Annotated in this window: 22 protein-coding genes; 14 read left to right on the forward strand and 8 right to left on the reverse strand. The window is 41.3% G+C overall.

Annotated elements, in window-relative coordinates:
- The 4 genes from ON09_RS01455 to ON09_RS01465 all read right to left on the reverse strand — a co-directional run.
- Nucleotides 1–242: SDR family NAD(P)-dependent oxidoreductase (locus tag ON09_RS01455; RefSeq protein WP_010599289.1), on the reverse strand; the 242-nt coding region annotated here is incomplete at its 3' end.
- Nucleotides 243–295: 53 nt separating this feature from the next.
- Nucleotides 296–757, reverse strand: a complete 462-nt coding sequence (locus tag ON09_RS25790) for an ATP-binding cassette domain-containing protein (protein ID WP_010599290.1) — start codon at nucleotides 755–757, stop codon at nucleotides 296–298.
- Nucleotides 735–2,804 (reverse strand): excinuclease ABC subunit UvrA, encoded by a 2,070-nt coding sequence (locus tag ON09_RS01460; protein WP_010599291.1) that lies wholly within the window; start codon nucleotides 2,802–2,804, stop codon nucleotides 735–737. The genes ON09_RS25790 and ON09_RS01460 overlap by 23 nt, the downstream gene beginning before the upstream one ends.
- Nucleotides 2,805–2,832: 28 nt before the next feature.
- The gene (locus tag ON09_RS01465; protein WP_083837930.1) at nucleotides 2,833–3,630 is read right to left on the reverse strand and encodes an SDR family NAD(P)-dependent oxidoreductase; all 798 of its coding nucleotides are present in this window, start codon (nucleotides 3,628–3,630) and stop codon (nucleotides 2,833–2,835) included.
- A gap of 147 nt (nucleotides 3,631–3,777) precedes the next feature.
- Here ON09_RS01465 and ON09_RS01470 point away from each other — a divergent pair, with 147 nt between their 5' ends.
- A complete protein-coding gene (locus ON09_RS01470; RefSeq protein WP_010599293.1) occupies nucleotides 3,778–4,749 on the forward strand; it encodes an NAD(P)H-quinone oxidoreductase in 972 nt (323 codons plus the stop codon).
- A gap of 146 nt (nucleotides 4,750–4,895) precedes the next feature.
- On the opposite strand, the gene ON09_RS01475 is transcribed toward ON09_RS01470, so the two are convergent.
- Nucleotides 4,896–5,906 (reverse strand): zinc-binding alcohol dehydrogenase family protein, encoded by a 1,011-nt coding sequence (locus ON09_RS01475; RefSeq protein WP_010599294.1) that lies wholly within the window; start codon nucleotides 5,904–5,906, stop codon nucleotides 4,896–4,898.
- Nucleotides 5,907–5,995: 89 nt separating this feature from the next.
- Nucleotides 5,996–6,187, reverse strand: a complete 192-nt coding sequence (locus tag ON09_RS25055; RefSeq protein ID WP_157258798.1) for a hypothetical protein — start codon at nucleotides 6,185–6,187, stop codon at nucleotides 5,996–5,998.
- Nucleotides 6,188–6,308: 121 nt separating this feature from the next.
- Between ON09_RS25055 and ON09_RS01480 the strand changes: the two genes are divergently transcribed.
- Together ON09_RS01480 and ON09_RS01485 are read left to right on the forward strand one after the other, a co-directional pair.
- Nucleotides 6,309–6,593 carry a DUF3606 domain-containing protein gene (locus tag ON09_RS01480; protein ID WP_010599295.1) on the forward strand — a complete coding sequence of 95 codons (285 nt, stop codon included), beginning with the start codon at nucleotides 6,309–6,311 and terminating at the stop codon, nucleotides 6,591–6,593.
- 1 nt (nucleotide 6,594) lies between these two features.
- The gene (locus ON09_RS01485) at nucleotides 6,595–7,368 is read left to right on the forward strand and encodes a DNA-formamidopyrimidine glycosylase family protein (protein ID WP_010599296.1); all 774 of its coding nucleotides are present in this window, start codon (nucleotides 6,595–6,597) and stop codon (nucleotides 7,366–7,368) included.
- A gap of 306 nt (nucleotides 7,369–7,674) precedes the next feature.
- Here ON09_RS01485 and ON09_RS01490 read toward each other — a convergent pair whose 3' ends face one another.
- Complete coding sequence (locus tag ON09_RS01490) at nucleotides 7,675–8,664, reverse strand: DUF5700 domain-containing putative Zn-dependent protease (protein WP_010599297.1); 990 nt, start codon at nucleotides 8,662–8,664, stop codon at nucleotides 7,675–7,677.
- A gap of 670 nt (nucleotides 8,665–9,334) precedes the next feature.
- Here ON09_RS01490 and ON09_RS01495 point away from each other — a divergent pair.
- The 6 genes from ON09_RS01495 to ON09_RS01520 all read left to right on the forward strand — a co-directional run bounded on the left by ON09_RS01495 (nucleotide 9,335) and on the right by ON09_RS01520 (nucleotide 13,669).
- Complete coding sequence (locus tag ON09_RS01495; RefSeq protein ID WP_010599298.1) at nucleotides 9,335–9,763, forward strand: LexA family protein; 429 nt, start codon at nucleotides 9,335–9,337, stop codon at nucleotides 9,761–9,763.
- A complete protein-coding gene (locus ON09_RS01500; protein WP_010599299.1) occupies nucleotides 9,747–10,991 on the forward strand; it encodes a Y-family DNA polymerase in 1,245 nt (414 codons plus the stop codon). The genes ON09_RS01495 and ON09_RS01500 overlap by 17 nt, the downstream gene beginning before the upstream one ends.
- An 84-nt stretch (nucleotides 10,992–11,075) precedes the next feature.
- Nucleotides 11,076–11,756 carry an SOS response-associated peptidase gene (locus ON09_RS01505; RefSeq protein WP_010599300.1) on the forward strand — a complete coding sequence of 227 codons (681 nt, stop codon included), beginning with the start codon at nucleotides 11,076–11,078 and terminating at the stop codon, nucleotides 11,754–11,756.
- Between the two features lie 195 nt (nucleotides 11,757–11,951).
- Nucleotides 11,952–12,572: a class I SAM-dependent methyltransferase gene (locus ON09_RS01510; RefSeq protein WP_010599301.1), complete on the forward strand. Its 621-nt coding sequence runs from the start codon at nucleotides 11,952–11,954 to the stop codon at nucleotides 12,570–12,572.
- Between the two features lie 41 nt (nucleotides 12,573–12,613).
- Nucleotides 12,614–12,901 carry a hypothetical protein gene (locus tag ON09_RS01515; RefSeq protein ID WP_010599302.1) on the forward strand — a complete coding sequence of 96 codons (288 nt, stop codon included), beginning with the start codon at nucleotides 12,614–12,616 and terminating at the stop codon, nucleotides 12,899–12,901.
- 141 nt (nucleotides 12,902–13,042) lie between these two features.
- Nucleotides 13,043–13,669 carry an alpha-ketoglutarate-dependent dioxygenase AlkB gene (locus tag ON09_RS01520; protein ID WP_010599303.1) on the forward strand — a complete coding sequence of 209 codons (627 nt, stop codon included), beginning with the start codon at nucleotides 13,043–13,045 and terminating at the stop codon, nucleotides 13,667–13,669.
- 412 nt (nucleotides 13,670–14,081) lie between these two features.
- Here the strand turns inward: ON09_RS01520 and ON09_RS01525 are convergent, their stop codons facing one another.
- Nucleotides 14,082–15,002, reverse strand: coding sequence for a diacylglycerol/lipid kinase family protein (locus ON09_RS01525; RefSeq protein WP_010599304.1), 921 nt, complete (start codon nucleotides 15,000–15,002; stop codon nucleotides 14,082–14,084).
- A 57-nt stretch (nucleotides 15,003–15,059) separates the two neighbouring features.
- Here ON09_RS01525 and surE point away from each other — a divergent pair, with 57 nt between their 5' ends.
- From surE to ON09_RS25450, 5 genes are all read left to right on the forward strand, one after another.
- Nucleotides 15,060–15,791, forward strand: coding sequence for a 5'/3'-nucleotidase SurE (gene surE / locus ON09_RS01530; RefSeq protein WP_010599305.1), 732 nt, complete (start codon nucleotides 15,060–15,062; stop codon nucleotides 15,789–15,791).
- A 353-nt stretch (nucleotides 15,792–16,144) separates the two neighbouring features.
- Nucleotides 16,145–16,621, forward strand: coding sequence for a JAB domain-containing protein (locus ON09_RS01535; protein ID WP_010599306.1), 477 nt, complete (start codon nucleotides 16,145–16,147; stop codon nucleotides 16,619–16,621).
- Nucleotides 16,622–16,774: 153 nt separating this feature from the next.
- The gene (locus ON09_RS01540) at nucleotides 16,775–17,008 is read left to right on the forward strand and encodes a hypothetical protein (protein ID WP_157258800.1); all 234 of its coding nucleotides are present in this window, start codon (nucleotides 16,775–16,777) and stop codon (nucleotides 17,006–17,008) included.
- Between the two features lie 1,582 nt (nucleotides 17,009–18,590).
- Nucleotides 18,591–18,863, forward strand: coding sequence for a hypothetical protein (locus tag ON09_RS01545; protein ID WP_010599308.1), 273 nt, complete (start codon nucleotides 18,591–18,593; stop codon nucleotides 18,861–18,863).
- 504 nt (nucleotides 18,864–19,367) lie between these two features.
- A complete protein-coding gene (locus ON09_RS25450; protein ID WP_010599309.1) occupies nucleotides 19,368–19,544 on the forward strand; it encodes a DUF6496 domain-containing protein in 177 nt (58 codons plus the stop codon).
- Nucleotides 19,545–19,751 lie beyond the last annotated feature (207 nt).

Raw genomic sequence — 19,751 nt, forward strand, 5'->3', positions numbered from 1 at the left:
CGGTTTCCTTCAGCGGCAATTCCTGCGAGATTGATTACTTCGTGGTAATTGGAAACGTCGGTCGGTATAGCTTTTACAAGCACGCCGAAAGCCCTGCATTCATCAGCCAGTTCTTCCAGCGCCTTTGAGTGTCGGGAGGCGATGACCAAATCATCACCATTTTTTGCGAATGTCAGAGCGGTGGCTCTGCCGGCACCACTCGAAGCACCGGTGATCACTACATTTCTTTTCATTTTTTCCATATTCTTTTAACCATTTGAAACGACATTGGTTTGAGGAGATAGCCAAACCTACTTTATGCGCTTTGAAATGAGGTTAGATAACGTTTGAGAAAGGGAGCGGTCTTGCTTTCCTTGATCCTGGTGAGGCCGTGGGTGACTCCGGAATAGACGATATTCCCGCCCTGATCACCTGCTCCCGGACCAATATCGATGATCCAGTCGCTTTGCGCAATCACTTGCATGTCGTGCTCCACAACGATTACTGTGTTTCCGGAATCAACAAGATGGTTTAGCTGGATGAGTAACTTTTCCACATCTGAGGGGTGCAGGCCGGTTGTCGGCTCATCGAGGATATAAAGTGCGGAGCCCTTCTGGGTTTTTTGAAGTTCGGTAGCCAGTTTGATGCGTTGTGCCTCGCCGCCCGATAAAGCTGTAGCAGATTGTCCAAGTTTGATATAGCCTAAACCTACATCCCCAAGCAAGCGAAGGGAGCGGTGAACACCAGGGTCATCATCAAAAAAAATCACAGGCTTCATCCACAGTCATTTCCAATACCTCGGCAATGTTCTTCTTTTTATAGGTTATTTCCAGGGTATCGGAATTATATCTGGTGCCCCCACAGGTTGGGCAGGGGGTATACACGCTTGGCAGGAAGAGGAGCTCAACCATAATATAGCCTTCGCCCTGGCAGTGCGGACAACGGCCTTTGGCTACATTGAAAGAAAACCGTCCGGCATCATACTTTCTCTTTCTGGCGAGCGGAGTACTGGAGAAACGTTTTCGGACCAGATCAAATAGTCCGGTGTAGGTTGCCAGATTAGATCTGGGCGTCCTTCCAATGGGTTTCTGGTCAACAACAATCAGGCGGGAAATTTTTTCAATTCCGGAAGTGATTTTTCCCTTTACAGGGAGGGGTATTTCGACAAGCGGAAAATCTTTTGTAACCTCTGTATCAATCTCGACCTGCTGTCCAAGGCTACTGGCCACAAGCTCTACCAATACCTGACTGACCAGGCTGCTTTTCCCGGAACCGGAAATCCCGGTGACGCAGGTCATCACACCCAATGGAAAGTCAATATCCACACCTTTGATGTTATGACGTGTTACACCGCTCAGGCAAAGATTTGATACAGGTTTTCTTGGTTCAACTGGAATATGTGGTGTTTTATCGAAAAGAAAATCAGCAGTCAGGGACTTAGTCGCTCTTTGTAATCCTTCAGGTACGCCGTTATAGATAATCTGGCCACCGTCCGAGCCGGCTCCAGGTCCTACATCGATGATCCAGTCTGCATGACGGATCACTTCGATCTCATGCTCAACAACAAAGATGCTGTTTCCAGCTTTTTTCAATTTATCTAGGACATTAAGCAATGCCCGCGTGTCGGCTGGATGTAGTCCCGCCGATGGCTCATCGAGAACGTAAACTACACCAAAAAGATTCGAGTGCACCTGGGTTGCGAGCCTTAACCGCTGCAGTTCCCCTGGTGAAAGTGTCGGGGTGCTGCGTTCCAGGGTAAGATAGCCTAAACCAAGTTCAAGCATCACTGATAACCTTGAGCTGATGTCGGCGGAAATGCGCTGAGTGACAATTTGTTTTTCATTTTTCGCTGATAGCCCTGTATAATGGTCAAAAATCCTTGCTAAGGCTGAAAGCGGCAGACGGGACAGCTCCGCAATGTCTTTTCCCTCAAATTTTACTGAAAGGGATGCTTTGTTGAGACGTTTACCCTCACAGAGGGGGCAGGTAGTGCTAATCATGTACTGTCTGACCCTATTTTTCATCAGTTCAGACTGGCTCGAGGAAAACGTTTTAAGGATATAGGGTTTGGCGCCGATGAAGGTCCCCATATAATCCGGCGTTTTTTTGTTCTGGATCGCTTTTGCGGTTTCCTTTGGCGTAAAGCCAGGATATACCGGAACTGTTGGCGTCTCTTCAGTGAAGAGTATCCACTCCCGATCATGTTTGGATAACTCTTTCCATGGAACATCAACGTTATACCCCATGGAAACCAGAATATCCCGCTGGTTTTGTCCTTGCCATGCTTTGGGCCAGGAGGCAATGGCCCCTTCACGAATGCTCAATCGAGGATTAGGAACCATGGTTTGCTCATTAATTTCGAAAACACTGCCCAATCCGTGGCATACTGTGCATGCACCCTGGGGTGTATTGGGTGAAAACCCTTCTGCATATATAATGGATTGATTATCGGGGTAGTCTCCCGCCCGGGAATAGAGCATGCGCAACAGGTTGGAAAGGGTAGTGACACTACCTACAGAGGATCGAGTGCTGGTACCGCCACGCTGTTGCTGAAGCGCAACTGCCGGCGGGAGCCCTTCGATAGAATCCACTTCGGGTACACTCATCTGGTTAAAAAGCCGTCGGGCATAAGGCGAAACGGACTCTAGATAACGTCGCTGCGCTTCGGCATATAACGTTCCGAATGCCAGTGAGGACTTGCCTGATCCGGAAATTCCGGTAAAAACCACCAGTTTATCCCTTGGGATTTCCAGGCTTAGATCTTTTAAGTTGTGCTCCCTTGCGCCGCGAACGATAATCATTTTTTTACTGCTTCTTTCTGCCATAGCGATTACAAGGATTATTATATTCTCATTATGATTTCTTTTTGGTATCTGTCGGTTCCTGTACTTTTTCCATTTGAGCAGCCTGCATGCTATCAGGCGTAAGATTTCCCAAAGCCACCTGCACTTTATTTTTAAAGCCTGAAACCACCATATCTTTTCCTGCCAGCAAAGCCTCGTAGCCGTCTTTTGCGACCACTGCCGGATCTGCCAGTTCTCCCTGCTGAACGATTTTTGATTCCAGCATATCTGCTTTGTTGAAGAAGTCTGTGTCTGTCGCTCCGGGTAAAAGTGAAGTGACGCTTACTCCGGTGTCTTTCAACTCGTTGCGGATGGCCTCATTAAAAGAATGTACAAATGCTTTTGTGCCGTGATATACCGCTTGATATGGCCCTGGGGCTTTTCCTGCTACAGAGGCAACATTGAGTATCTTACCTGATCCCCGGCTCACCATATCTTTGAGAAAGAGTTTGGTTAGGGTAACCAGCGAAGAGATGTTCAGCTGGATGATGTCAAGTTCCCGGTCCAGTTCGTTGTCTGTGAATTTACCATACACGCCCTGGCCGGCATCATTTACCAGTATTTCTACGTGCAGGGCTAATGCACTGACTTGGTGGTATACCTCCTGGGCATTCCCGGCTATGAACAAATCGGTGCTGATGGTCACCACTTCCACGCCTTCGGCTTTCAGCATTTCAGCAGTAGCATTGAGTTTCTGTTCGTCGCGTGCGACAAGGATCAGATTGGAGTGATCCTGGGCGAATAGTTTAGCCAGTTCCAATCCGATTCCACTGGTGGCACCGGTGATGAGTGCTAAATTTTTTTTTATTGTTCCATGTTTTCAAGTGAAGATGTAATGGAAGAACATTACCTGGCGTAAAAAGATTTAAGTTTAGCGCATTTATTATTTTGGTTTTATTGGTATGCGAATTGCCTATATCATAAAAATTAAATTCACCTTAAAAAACACCATATCATGAAAGCAGTTCAAATCACTCGTCCCGGCAATCCAGGTGTCTTAAAGTTGGTAGATTACCCGGATCCTTCTCCCTCAGATCAGCAGGTGAGAATAGCGGTTAAAGCCGCCGGCCTGAACCGTGCAGATATTGCGCAGCGACAAGGGAAATATCCGCCGCCGGCCGGTGTTCCTGAACAAATCCCCGGGCTTGAGATTGCTGGTGTGGTCATTGAAAGTGGAAAAAACGTAAGTCAGTGGAAGTTAGGCGATAAAGTATGTGCATTGCTTGCCGGAGGGGGATATGCAGAACAGGTGGTAGTAGAGGAAGGACAATGTTTATCTATCCCCGCACATTTATCCTTTGCCGAGGCGGCCAGCCTGCCTGAGGCCATCTTTACGGTGTGGTCAAATGTTTTTCAAAGAGGCGCATTGACTAAAGGTGAACATTTTTTAGTTCACGGCGGCAGCAGCGGTATCGGCATTACGGCTATCCAGCTGGCCAAAGCATTCGGGGCAAAGGTTTTTGTAACGGTAGGTTCTGCTGAGAAAGCAAAAACCTGTATTTCACTCGGTGCAGACCTTGCAATTAATTATAAAACTCAGGACTTTCAGAAGTTACTCGCTCCGGAAGGTGTCGATGTAATTCTGGATATGATAGGGGGAAGTTATTTACCACGAAATATTGCCATAATGCGTCCGGAGGGTCGCCTGGTTTATATTAATGCGATGGAGGGTAATTCTCCGGAAATCAGTATTGGCGAAGTGATGAAAAAGCGGCTAACCATTACCGGGAGTACACTCAGGGGGAGGGAATATACTTTCAAAAAACAGCTAGCGAAAGAAATTGAGGAGCAGGTTTGGCCATTATTGGACACTGGTCAATTAAAACCGCTTATTTACAAAACTTTTAGTTTTGAGGATGTCATCCAGGCGCATGAACTGATGGAGTCCAGCGAACATATCGGGAAAATTGTTTTGGTGCGTGAGTAGCTAAATATTCGCTTTACACCAGCGTCTTGTTTGTATAGCTTGGAATCCAAATCAGCTTAACTGCTAAAGGAAGCAAATCTGGATTCCAAACAGAATAGCTGCCGGATGACGTTAGTGTCAATTTAAAAAGTATCCGGCTGTATGCATTAATATTCTATGACTATCTTACCGATAGACTTACCACTTTCCAGCAATCCATGGGCCCGTTTCAGGTTCTCGGTGCTAAATCCAGAAAGGCACTGATTGATTGTGGGGGTGATTGTTCCATTTTCAAAAAGGGTCGCCGCCTGGTTCAGAATGTGGTGCTGACGGATCATGTCTTCTGTCTGAAACATTGATCTGGTAAACATCAGTTCCCAGTGAAAGCTGACGCTTTTTCCTTTTAGCGTCCTTAAGTTTACGCTTTCTACCGGATCGCTGATCGATCCGATCTGACCTTGTGGCTTGATGAGGGTAACCATCGCATCCCAATACATATTGACGTCCACGAAGTCAACTATAAAATCTACCTGTTGAAAACCGGCCTGTTGAACTTCCTCAACAAGGTTCTGATGATTCACGACAAAATCTGCGCCCTGTTGCTTACACCATTCTTGACTTTCGGCACGGGAGGCAGTAGCGATGACGGTTAATCCGGCTACCTGCTTCGCGATTTGAATGGCAATAGAGCCCACACCTCCTGCGCCACCGATGATAAGCAATGATTTGCCGCTGTCACTTTCATTGATCCGGATCCGGTCAAAAAAAAGCTCCCAGACCGTAAGAAGGGTTAAAGGCATGGCGGCGGCTTCTGCCCAGGAAAGGTTCTTGGGTTTTCTACCCACAATGCGCTCATCCACCAGCTGATATTCTGCATTGCTGCCGCTTTTGGTGATATCACCCGCATAATACACGTGGTCTCCCTTTTTGAATAAAGTGACCTCGCTTCCGGTGTCTTCAACAATACCTACTGCATCCCAGCCAATTATTTTGGTTTGCTCAAGTACCTTATCTTTTGCGCTGTTCTGCCTTACTTTATAATCTACCGGATTGACGCTAATTGCGAGGATTTTAACCAGCAGGTTTCTGCCTTTGGCTTCAGGTTTTTCTGTTTCGAAGGAAATAAAGCTTTCCTCTTCGCTAATTGGTAACGATTGTCTAAATCCTATTGCTTTCATTGAAATATTTTTAAATACTGATAAGTGTTAGCACTAAAAAGTGAGTAATTTTTACAGGATTTATTTTATAAATTAATCCAACTACTAAATTAATGGCATGCCGTATCAGTAACAATAATAGTTCCGTCATTTTCAAAAGTTTTAGTTTTCGAACCGATACACGATTGTGGTTTTTTGAAAAAACCATTTGCATCATTAAAGCGTGCTGAAGTCGTTTCGGTAGCTACCAGTACCTTTCTGTACGATTTCCGCATGTCATGATTGGTTATGAGCTTTTCCAAGCCGCACAGATATGAGCGCTTTTAATACCCTTACTGCCAAGGGCTTTCGGTATCGAAAACCAATTGCATAATCGGTGTGTTGTGAGATTAGCAATCAAGTTTAAACTTATAAAAAATGATTATGGAAATTTCAATTACTAAGAGCAATCCTGGAAATCTAGCGGGCAGATCAGATAAATTGGCTGTTCACAGGAAGGAGGAAATGGACCGTAATGCCCTGGAAAGTGACGAAGATACCCTTGAGGCGGAAAGTTTTGGTGCCACTACCGGAATAATAAATGCTGATGATCCAGATGAGCTCGATCAATGGGCAAGGAAATTCCAGATAAGTGTACAAGATTTAAAGGCGGCCATTGTACTCCATGGCCATAAAATTCCGGACGTAAAAAAATATTTAAGCATTTAATATGGCTGAATTACCAGATCTTTCTGTTTTTGCAAAGATACTCAACAGGCGTTTTAAGGGTATGACTTTGGAGAGGGTAGAGGTTACTGTTGCTGAAAAGCTAAATGTAAGTAGTAAAGAAGTTAAGCAATGTTTGGAAGGACAGCGGCTTGAAAACGTATCGCGTGAGGGGAAAACGCTTCAGCTACATTTCTCTGCCAACCAGGTGCTGGGTATACATCTGATGCTTCGCGGTGAATTGGTTTCGCTAGATGTCGAGGTGAACCCGAAATATCAGATACTGGGATTTCATTTTAAGGGTGGAGAAGGTTTTGCTGTGGTGGACCTTCAAAAACAGGCTACTCCAACCCTCAACCCTCCAAGTACAAAGGTTCCTGATGCGCTGGAAATGGATGAAGCGTATTTTCTGGATCTGCTTTCCAGAAAGAGAACAAACCTGAAAACCCTGATGATGGATCAGCATCAAATGCGGGGGATTGGTAACTCCTATGCCGACGAGATTTTATATCACGCTGGAATCTCACCTTTTTCAATAGCAAAGGCCATTCCTGTAAAGGAAGCCAAAAAGCTTTTTAAGAGTCTGCGTCACGTGCTGGAGAATGCGATCAGGGATATTGAAAAAGAAAATGGAGATGAACTTAAGGGGGAACTTCGTGATTTCATGCGTATACATGGGGCCGGGATCAAAGAAACTGCAAAGGGGGAAGAAGTCTTAAGTGACAGAATCGGTGGCCGCAAGACTTATTTTGTAAAATCGCAGCATTTATACAATTGATATGTAAAGGCTGCGGATAGTGCAAAATAATATCGGTGCAAAAAAATAGTACTTGTGTTTTTAATGCTCATCAGCACGATCACTCAAGGAATATGATAGTGCTGATGCTCACATTGATCCTCAAAAAGGAGATTCCATAGGATATGGCATATTGTATATGTCGCCTGATCAAATTTAGTTTTTGAAATCCCTGGATAAAGAAAAATCTATATCCTTCTGATATACTTATCCTTCAGATTTTTGATATTTTTTATTGCTGCTGCTGAGAAACGGAATGGCTTATCCTTGTCTCGTCTGGATGCCTGGTCATAGAATTAAAAAAAAGGAGAAGGGATCATTGAGTGACTTTAAAAGCTTACGTTTAAGACCATTTTTTTCAATATAATGTGATAAGTATGTCCCTGGGACATGACCACTTGAAAACGGTGTCCCCTTAAAGTAATCTCTGGTGCGTAAACTTTTCCAGCTACCTGCACCCATCTGAAATAAAGAATCCATTCGTGGAAGGATTTTTTTGCCCTCATCAAAAAATTCCTGGAAATATCTCTGGGTAGGCAATAACTTAGTTGCGGTATCAGTCATATATTTTTTATCCACCATATCAGCTGATCCCTCATTCAGTACCCTGTACATCGCCATAACAGCGCTCTCATCCTGTGGCTCTATATCGAATGTGGGTTGAGGGCGAAGCATATGATGAAGTTCATGACCGCCCAATGCGCCTATTTTATTCTGATCATTTTTGAAAGCACAGAGCAGCGTGTAAATAATTAGACCTTCCTGCGCATGCGCATCATTATGAATAGGAATAATAGCTACTTTCAGATCGGGCAGCGTTTTATGGGAAGTTTTTGGGAGCGCCGAATAGGCATATTGATAAGAGGTTTCAAAATAAGACTTTGGGTTTGCATCAATTGTCTTTAGATATGCTTTCATATCCTCCTCGTTAATTTTATACTGATTAATCATATAGGTAAGCCAATAGGAATTTGGATCATTAAGTCTTTTCTTCAACCGATCGGCATTTTGAGGCATATACACGATTTGCATATTCTTACGATAGGACTCAAAATACTCATCATCTACACCCTGATCAGCCATATAGTCTTTAATGGCCTTGTCAGAGATAAATGTTTTCCATGCCGACCGGCTTAAGGTATCGCCATTTTTAAGTTTTGCGGTGATCTCAAAATATTTGTAACACGTTGAGTCTACAAAGGATTGGGCAGACGAGTGAAGGGTTAGAGCTATAAGCCCTAAAATGATGATGCTTAGAAAATGATTTGGTTTATTCACTGCTATGTTGGTTTGGTTTGCTTTTCGGTCGCAAACATACTAAAGCAAATGTTGGTTTTTAAAACCAAAAACTTTCTGGAATAAGATTCTTCAATTTTCACTTAAAATCATAGAATCATTTGTTGACAAAGGTTCAATTCGCAGAATGCCTTGGTATCAACGCAATTGTTTCGAGATATTTCAATTTAAGAATCCAGCAAAAATACAATTCTCAATGATGCTGGCAGCTCTACATTCCCGCCCATTAGCAAGCCTGATTAGGAATCAGGTACTCAATTCAGCAAGAAACCAATTGGTATCATCTGTTGACAAAATCATTTAATGAGACTGCAAGTGCCGTCTTACATCTTTTTGCGATATTAGAATATATGGCTTCCACTGTCAAATTGAACCTTGATAGTTACCCTTTATTTTTCGGGATCCCAAAATACAATAAAACTATTGTTACGTATGCATAGATACTGTTTTAAGCTATAAAAATTGTTCTGGGGGTGTCACTACAAATGAGGGTCTTAGATTTCTGAATTCTACCTATAAAGTTTGCAGAAAATATCGCTTTGGATATAAGGTACTCACTCATAAGCTTGTATTGTACTAAAAAATGAATCATAAAAATTTGTAATACTAAAAATATTAGTATAAATTTGTAATGCACTAAGGCAGGGCATTTATGATCAGGACGTTTGAAAATAGAGCAGAGCAAAAGATTTCGGGATTTCAGTCACCTGCTGCGGATTATCTGGAGGGGCGGCTTGATATCGCCTCTACACTGGTCGTAGATCCTCATTCCACCTTTTATTTTCAAATGAAAGGGGATGCCTTGTCGTCGATCGGCATCCATGACGGAGATATTCTGATTATTGATCGCAGCTTAAATCCTGAACATGGCGCTATTGTCATTGCCTTTGTGAATGGAAACTTTACCTGCCGGATCTATCAGATCGCAAGTAAGGTTCCGGTACTGAAAAATGATAACGATGTCATCTTCCAGACAGAAATAAATACTTTGCAAGTTTGGGGCGTAGTGACTTCGATCTGCCGCAACGTATTGCCTAAATCACTTAAAACCGGGAAGTACCGCCATGTTTGCGCTTTGTGACTGCAATAACTTCTATGCCTCTGCCGAGCGTCTGTTTCGTCCGGAGCTTCAAGGTAAGCCTATTGTGGTGTTAAGCAACAATGATGGGTGTGTTATTGCCAGAAGTGAAGAGGCGAAAGCCTGTGGCATCAGGATGGGGGATCCTGAATTTTTGGTTAGAGACTTGATTAAAAAATTCCAGATCAATGTCTTTTCCAGCAACTATGTACTTTATGGTGATATGAGTGAACGCGTGATGCACCAGCTTGGACGGTGGTTCCCCAGACTTGATGTTTATAGCATTGATGAAGCTTTCGGCTGGCTGGGGGGCATCAACAACTTGAATTCCTATGTCCCAAAAATCAGAACAGCGGTAGTGCAGAATACCGGCATTCCCGTATCCATTGGTGTGGCACCGACCAAGACCTTGGCTAAACTTGCGAATAAGCTCGCTAAAAAATACAATGGCGTGTTGGTATTGGATACTGATGAGAAAATTGCCTCTGCCGTTAAAGACTTTCCTGTACATGATTTGTGGGGAGTGGGCAGACAATACTATAAAAAATTTGAGGCACTGAAAATAGAAACGGTCGCACAGTTGAGAGAAATGCCTGAAATGTGGTTTAAACAAAATATGACTATTATGGGCCAACGCATGTACAATGAGCTGTGGGGCAGGCCAGCTATCCCGCTGGATGAAATTCGTGAGGCAACCAAAGGGATCACGGTCAGCCGTTCGTTTCGCAACTACATCGAAAGCCCCGAAATACTTTCAGAAGCATTGACGCTTTACGCGAGCAGACTGGCTGAAAAGCTGCGGGCGCAGGGGCTCCGTTGCATGTACCTACAGGTGTTCTTATATACCAATAAAAACCGCGAAGACCATCCACAGCATTTTCCCAGCCATACCCACAAATTACTAATCGCCAGTAACAGTACTACTGACCTTGTGAGCATCGCGGTCAAGGTAGCGCAGAAACTTTTTAAGTATGGCATCAAGTATCGAAAAGCCGGGGTGATCGCAACGGGGCTCATCCCGGAAAGTGAACTTCAGCTTAACATCTTTTCAGACCACGATGGTGGCAAAAAAGATACGGTTTCTGCAGTCCTAGATAAGCTCAATCTTGCCTATGGCAGGGGAACCCTTAGAATGGCGACTGAAGGATTTGAGAAAAAATGGAGACTTAAGCATGAATACCTCTCCAAGGGTTATACCACACGCTGGAGTGATATCATAAAAGTAATTTAAATTAAACGTCAACATCAAAATAATAAACGGCCTCAACTAAGAATCCACAAACACATAAAACAAAAAAGTAAAGGAGATATAGCGATGTGCGGAAGAACACTGATCGGCGAGAGCAAAGCCATGGCAGCAAAAGCAGGCCTCATCTTAGGCGGGGAAGCAAAACCAAAAGATACCAATCGTCCTCCGGGTACCGATATGCCTGTCATTCTGGATGCCCGTCCGGGTAAACTTCATTATATCAAGTGGGGGCTGATCCCATCATATTCCAGCGAAATTCCAAAGTTTAATACCACCTATTGCCGCATTGAAACTATGCAGTCTTTGCCCACTTATAAACACCTGGTCGGCAGGCGTCACTGCGTGTTTGTTGTGGAAGGTTTTTATGAGTGGGACAGGAGTAGTGCTCAAAAACAGCCTTACTTTTTTGAGCGCCAGGATAAAGCACTGATGCTGATTGCTGGTTATTGGGACAGCTGGAAGGATCCAAAGACCGGCATTGTCATTCCCTCCTGTACTATGATCATGCAGCCCGCCAATGAATTTATGTCCCGGATTCACGACCGCATGCCCTGCATGCTCACTCAGGGCGAAAGCGCCATCTGGCTTGATAGGGAACTTCCAGTTCAGGAAAGATTAAAAGTCTTGCATCCTGCGGATAATAATTTGCTGAAAGGTTGGCAGGTCGATAAAAAAATCAACAATGCCAGAAATAAGGACGAGGATAATAATAAGCCCTCAGGACCCGATCTGACGTTATTCAACTAAAATGATGGATGAAAAATGCCACCAATTAAAACAAAGGGAAGAGTACGTTGTTATTCGTCTACATTTTACTTATGAGTAAATAGTTTAACTTCAAAAAACAATTTAAAGGCGGTCGTGAGATAGCCTTTTTTTGTTCCGCCTCTTTGCAAACTGATGGTATTCGATTAATATCATTTTTTATCTTTGCCAGTACACATGAACGGAATACAAGATATACAGGAAACTTTTGGAAATATTGATATTTATCTTTTTGATCAACTGCTTAAAGGCACCTATCAAAATTGTCGCACCGTCTTAGATGCGGGTTGCGGAACCGGACGAAATCTGATTTACTTTCTGAACAATGCGTATGATGTTCATGGAGTTGATCATTATCCTGAATCCATTAATCAAATAAAAAGTCTTGTTAAAGAAACTTTAAATTTAAAGGCAGCTGAAAATTTTCATATCGCTTCGGTAGAAGATATGCCGTTTGAAAATGAAAAATTTGACCTGGTGATCAGCAGCGCGGTTCTACATTTTGCCCAAAGTCTCGGGCATTTTGAGGGGATGTTGTGTGAGATGTGGCGTGTGCTGAAACCAGGTGGCTATCTGTTTTGCAGACTGGCGTCAGATATTGGAATTGAATCTTCCGTGCGGTTTATCGGAAACGGAAGATACATACTGCCTGATGAGTCAGAACGCTTTTTGGTCAATCAGGAAATGCTTATCCGTTTAACCAAAAAGCTTGGCGGAATATTGCATGAGCCTATAAAAACTACTAACGTGCAGAATTTGCGAAGCATGACCACGTGGTGCGTGAGGAAGGGAGAATGAGTAATTTTATGTTTTTTAGATATATCGTTAAAAGGTGAATTATGGCTTGCATGACGCCCGCTGAACTTGCACTGGTAGCGCGAAGATTGGAAGAGATATTTAAAAATTTCAATATTACGCTTAAAGTTGGTATTCCAAATATTATTGCCATCAATCTACCATACGAGATTTCCTTTAAGGATGAAAATGCTATGAATGCGTTCGGTTATCAGTCACTAACTGCTGCAGGGATACAATTATATTCTGATTTGGAATTGGTATTTATCGATTTTGCCAAGCGTGAAACTAGTATAATCTTAAAGGGGATACCTAGAGAGGACATAAATTAATAGTCTAGAATTTAATTTTTTAAAACCTTCTAATGTGCCATGATATTATGCTTCAACAGCTCTACTGTAGCTGGTGGAAATCACTTGATATAAATATACCGTCAATTAAAACAGTTTCCGCATTTTGGACATTATTAAACTATGGAAACAGCAGTGCCAGGATTATTCCTATTTCCGGATTTTATAAATGAAAGAAAAGAGAAAGATCTTCTTGATGAGATAGATAGCAAAGTTTGGATGGTTGATTATGCCCGAAGGCTGCAATACTACGGTTACAGAAACGAGTTGGAAAGCCCTTATGATCTGGTACCGTTCCCGGTACCACTTCCGGATCAAATCCGACTATTGTCAGATAATATTGTTAGAGAGGGGATTCTAGATGATGCGCCTGACCAGGTTATCATTAATGAATATATGCCTGGTGAAGGGATCAGGCCGCATAAGGATCGCAACTATTATGAAAATCAGATATGCGGTGTGAATCTGGGAAGCGGCTGTGTGATGAGATTTATAAAAGGTGCAAACCTGGAAACGATAGATGTTCAGATACCGAGGCGGTCTATATATGTGATGCAGGACGATGCGAGAAGAAAATGGAGTCATGGCATACCTCCAAGGAAGAAAGATGTCCTAAATGGTATTATCCACCACCGGGAAAGAAGGGTATCAATTACCTATCGAAAGGTAAAAGCCTCCAGAGTTCATCCGATTAATCCCGAAGGAAAGGTGGCTGGAATGTTACAGCAACTCTTTGGCATTGTTTTGTGAGCTTTCAGTTAATGCTGAGGTATCAATCGAAGAACTGAATTTACAATTTCCCTTTCTGACGAAAAAAATCTCACGATGAAAAGGCTTTAATCTTCTTTCCGTTTGCGTTAACACTTTGGATTCTGCTTAGCGTTTCCAAACGCATTTATGATGTAACAACTTAGCTCAATTGAATGGATTCCAAAATGTACGTGTAAAATATGTTATTTTGGCATTGTGCTTTATAGCTTAAGAGTCTTGAAATACACACTTTTTTTTAAAGAGGTGCTCAAATTGATTTTCGTTATTTAGATTTAAAGGTTGATTTGCGACGGGAAAATCTTCGACAATTATCTTAAAATAACATGGGAAAAAGCGAGTATCATCCCTATCAATGCATTTGATGTCCTCTATTTATTCCTCTATAGTTGTTTTAGACTAGCTTATCCTCTCCAACAATCACCTCGATTAAACTGTGCATTAGGTTTATCGATAGTTTCTTGTTTTTTAAAAAACTTATCTGCTGGTCATCCGTATGGCAATCCTGGCCATTCCACTTAACTTTCAAGGATTTGGTTCGGATAGGTTTAATTGGAAATTGACTCGTTTTCCCATTAATGGTGTTCTCTATAAAGGTGCAAAGGCTCTGCCGCTGATTTTCACGTACCATCACGACATCAAAAAAGCCATCACCTGGATCGGCATCCACTGCCAGTTTAAGATTGGGGCCTAGCCTTGAAATATTCATCACTTCAATCAACAAAAAACTGTCCTCTATTAATTTCCCTTCTATTTCCAACGTACATTTTTTGGCTTTATATTGTGTTGCAATTTGTTGTAATAAATCAAGGGCATAGGTTAACTCTTCTTCCGTAGAAGCATTTTCCGGCCGCTGATAATCTTCCATCTGTTTCATTAGTTTCGGGAATATGCCAAAGCCAAAGGACTCCAAAAAAAATGAGGTTCCAGCAACCGAGCTGATTTGACCGATGTCAAATTTCCGGATGTTAAAGTGCTTCCAGCTGGATACATTTTGAGTAACATTTTGTGAGATGCCTAGCGATGTAGCGATATTATTGGCTGTTCCCATTGGGAGCAAAGCAATGGGGCGTTTGAGGCGCAATTTTTTGTTTAATAATCTGATAATTGTCTTCCGTATAGTTCCGTCGCCACCGGCAATGGCGATGAATGAAGTGTCGGGCCTTATATCTTTTAAAGATTTTTTTTCCGATGAGGCATAATCAACACTAAAGCCTTGTTTTTTAATCAGTTTACCAAGGGTAGTTTTACTGAAGCCTTTTTGACCAGCATTCGGATTATGGATTAACCTTACCTGTTGAGGTGTCTTGTTCATATTCAACAAAACAATGGTTTAACTAGATGGTTTTTAGGGTAGGTAAAATAAAATATTATGAATATACTGATCACCAACGACGATGGAATCTATAGCCCGGGCATTGCGGCCTTGGCTCTAATGGCTAGTGCTTTTGGAAAGGTACGAATTGTAGCGCCTGATGTAGAACAATCGTCAATGGGGCATGCAATAACCCATTCCAGGCCACTTTCATATAAAAAGTCGCCAATCGTTTTTGATGGTGTCGAAGCTTTTAGGGTTAATGGAACGCCTGCAGATTGTGTAGCACTTGGCATTCATATGTATCCGGATACTGATGTTGTCTTATCGGGGATCAACATGGGGCCTAATTTGGGTAATTCGATGTGGCACTCAGGTACTCTTGCTGCGGCAAAGCAGGCTGTTTTGCTAGGAGTAAAGGGTATTGCTTTAAGTACTCCTGTAGGACAGACTGAGCCAGATTTTGCCGCACTCGAACCATTTGTTAAAACTACACTTAAAATGCTTTTGCCTGTAGAAGATTTGTCTTTGTTCAACGTTAATTTCCCACCATTCCCAAAAGAAATTAAATGGACACGTCAATCAGTCCGGTTGTACGATGGAAATGTAGTGCCTGGTACAGACCCGATGGGAAGAAAACATTTCTGGATAACGGTAAGCCCATTAGAACCAGCAGACGAAGGCAGTGATCGCTGGGCGGTAGAACATGATTACGTTTCAATCACCCCGCTTAGACTCGATCTAACTGATGAAGCAGAACTAAAGCGGTATTCAACGATAATGCTTTAACTACGGCTTATAAAGGGACTGACTTACACTATATAAGTTATTCCTGATTGTAAAGTGCAATTGTAGAGTCGCTATCAATAAACATGTGAAATTGTAACTCGTATTTAATAATCTATTTAAAGTAAAATGCTATCATAAATTTAATCAAAAATGTCGCTACAAATTTCCTATACTTGAATCAAGTGGATTGCCAAAATTCAAAGTGAGATATGATGCTTAAGTTTTCCATTCTATTTTTTTGTATGCAAACCTATAAAGGCAGCCTATAATTTGTCAATGGTTTATAAACGGTTGAAAAACCGCCATTGACAAATTGCCAGCCTTCATTAAACGGTGCATAAAAAAATAGAATTATGGAAAACTATCATGTGCATCAAAAACAACTCTCAACAATTTGTGAAATCGAAATCACCTACCATCCAGATTTCATAATATCAGATTGTCCTAAAGCAGATTCCAGCGAGGATTTGTATGCAATATTGCGAGAGCACTGGAATTTAAACCAGATAGCGTTACGAGAAGAATTTAAGATTATTTTATTGAGCACTAATCTTCGGATATTAGGTATATCAAGTATTGCATCTGGTGGAATGTCTACTGTTTCAATTGACAGTAAACTTATTTTCTCCACAGCGCTATTGGCGAATGCCAGAGGAATTATTTTGGCTCATAACCATCCCTCTGGTAATTTGATACCAAGCCAGTCTGATATAAATATTACAAAAAAAATCAAAGACGGTGCAAAATTGCTAGATATCGAGGTGTTTGACCATATCATCTTAACCAAGGATAATGGCTACTATTCATTTGCAGATGATGGGATATTATAATCCCATCTTTACTTGTTTTCGCTGCGTGAGTTTTCTAGCGTTAAGAAATCTGTCGATGGGGGATACCCCTTCAGCATGAAATTTTTAAATAATTTGTTTTTATGTTATCTTTATCTGGACCCTTTAATTAATATATCACTAAGTAAACTTCTCATGAGGACCGGAGTCATAGTTTCCTATAATAGTGTGATCAGGTGTGGCGTCATTAAAGATGCCAATAAACACAAAATCAGGTTTTACAACGAGCATCCTGAAGTGAGGCTCAAAGTACTTGATGTCGTCAGGTTTTCCGTTGGCTTTGTTGATAATGCGTTAAAGGCTGTTAATGTCATTCCAGTACTTGACAAAAATGGATCAAGGGTTTCGCTGGCAATGTTAGTCAACTAATGCGAACATTTAAAGGATAGCTTTTAAATAATGCCTTCTGAATGCTTATCGAAAGTAAACTAAAGGAATACTGATAATTGGGCTCACAACTTAATAGCGTCCAATTGTCTTGAGTAAATTTGGAATTCTTCCAAATGAATATTGCTTTGTTAATTTTGATTTGATCAGAACGCATTTGAATTCACGAATACTGATCGTTATATATTCCACTTTTTGTTTTTTGTTGATTTGATGTATCAGAAATTAGTGAAGATAATTCAATTTAGGTTAGGTAGCCATTCACTAATTCCAAAAACTTTAGCGTATTAACGTCAATGGGATGAAAAAGGAGTAATTTGTTGTTACTGAAATGTATGTTATACTCTTCAAACTATTCTTTCCCATACTGAGATAATCTCAAGTTCAATACCAGTGGAGTATTCTGGATTGACACCTTGCAGACGGACTTACCGCCCAGTGGTATAATAACCAATTAAATCCCAACACAAATTATCAACCGTTAGATGCTACGTTCTACCTCCACTATTAATAGGTGAGGCAATACTTATTACTTTATCACCATCCGGAAATGCACTAATAAAAGATATTGGTATTAAGTACATAAGCCGCTTTTGATGCAAGCGATAATTCTAGCATAAATCAAGGTGGGTATTTTTCTTTCTCCAGTCAGGGAGTATTCTTCCCCCTTCTTTTACGTAACCTTTAAAGCATTGTTAATCCAAATTCTAAAACGGTTTTATCGCCTTTAAGGGGTTCGATGGTGATCAAGTCTGGACCAATTTTGATTTCTTTCTTTTCGGTTGCTGCTTTACTATTCATAAAGCAAATGTTACTAATATTTTAAGTAATCTAAGGAAAAGTTCTGCGCATAAAAAAGCCCCACGTTAGCAGGGCGCTTAATATTTTTTCTAATTTGTCAAGCGCTCTGCCTTCTACCTGCAGAGCGCTTTATCAATCTATCGTCCCGGAAAGATTAAGTAATCAAAATTAATTGTTGCAGCCTGTATACTATATAGCCCTTTTGTGTCATAAAAAGCCTTACGAATTGAGTGTAAGGCTTTATAATTCAACAAACGCAAGGGTATGTATCGCCCTTGCAGTTAAAGTCACCCTATCCCATCCGGGCATAAGTTAATAAATGGTATTATTTATAGATCGCATTACAAAAATATTAGTTTGTTCAATGTAATAAATAGCCCTTTTGTATCACGAAAAAATTCGCTTGCTTTTGAAAGACCTCAACTAGCTAAATGCATTAAGAAGACAAACTGGCTTTCAATTTAATTATCTCTTGAAATCTTTGCTAAAAGGAAAAGCAAACTATTATAGCTATGCCAATCCACAAAATTGTAATACCAATTCATCAAGATAAGGATCGAAAAAAAATCAGCAAGTGAATAGGGTGCAACTTCATTTTATATCTCCTCATTTAATGGTCACCGAGCATTTTCATCAGGAAGTAAGTCACGGTCGACCCCTTCTGGTTCTGCTTTTGTTTGGTTTCCGCATCCGTATCTCTCGCGTATTTTTTCGCAATTAAATCTCAAGTTAGTTGCACTTCGTATATCTTTATAACGAAACTATGATGAAAAGCGAACATACATTCGGTCTGGAGTCAGAAAGTCAACCTACAAGATTATCCAAAGGCCAGTCAAAATCTAAAATCAAATTTGTGCGTATCGGCCGCCAGTCGACTTTGAGCGATCTGGCTAATGTTACGCTGGGCACTTATATAAAAAGTGATAGCGGCTTAAAAGGTAAAGTCCTTCAGATAGATATTGTTGAGGTACGCCATGAACGCCATTATTATTACAGGTTAGAAAAAGGGGCTGGAACCATACTCATCATTAGATAATTGCAACAAACTCTAATCTTAACGGGCATCATCAGCTAAGAACAAACATTATTTTATCGACAAAGCGCCTTTCGTTTCCGAAGTATGCGCGTGTTTATCAGGAAATAGTTCTTTTTGAAGGATTCGGAATAACTCATTAGAAACTGTTTACCGAAGTCATCTGACTTTAACTATCCTTTGACGGATCACCTCTTAATTTTAGAACCCAAAACTTTGCTGTTTTTTTTCGCCTTGATTTACATTGTAATTCTTCTTAATCATAATCGAGGTTTTTAATTTTGGCAAAACCATGTTGCTTTAGAAAGCGTTTGTTATAAACCAGCGAATTAGGTGTTTTGATGGCTCCGGATTCGGAAAGGATACCTATATTGGTGGGTTTGGTCAGGCGTAGAAATTGCGCCGGCTTATATTGTTCGGCCCTGATTAACTAAGTTACCTAGCGGGTGCAACGATTCTGATGACTAAAGGACGTATTATAATTTAAACACTGCTAACAATATCGTTATGGCTAAGTATTCAAAAAAAGCATCTGACAAAGTAGAAGAAACGATGCATGAAATGAAAGAAGGAGAGCTTAAATCCGGAAGTGGTAAAAAAGTTACCTCCAAAAAACAGGCAATCGCGATTGGACTTTCAGAGGCCAAAAAGGAGGGCGCCAAGGTGCCTAAAAAAAAATCCTGACGTAAGTGTGTCATGTAAGAATGATCTGAAAGCTGTTAAACTAGTTTTAACACCTTTATTTTTTGCAGGATTAATTCCAGTGTTGTAACTCAGTGGATTGTTCGCTCATAGGCAGAGGTAATGATTTTAATATTTCTTACCACCTGCGGGAATATTAACTAAATTACTATCTTTTAGTGGGTTACCTTAATAAATTTCTCGGTATAA

It is taken from the genome of Pedobacter agri PB92 (assembly GCF_000258495.1).
GTDB classification, from domain to species: domain Bacteria; phylum Bacteroidota; class Bacteroidia; order Sphingobacteriales; family Sphingobacteriaceae; genus Pedobacter; species Pedobacter agri.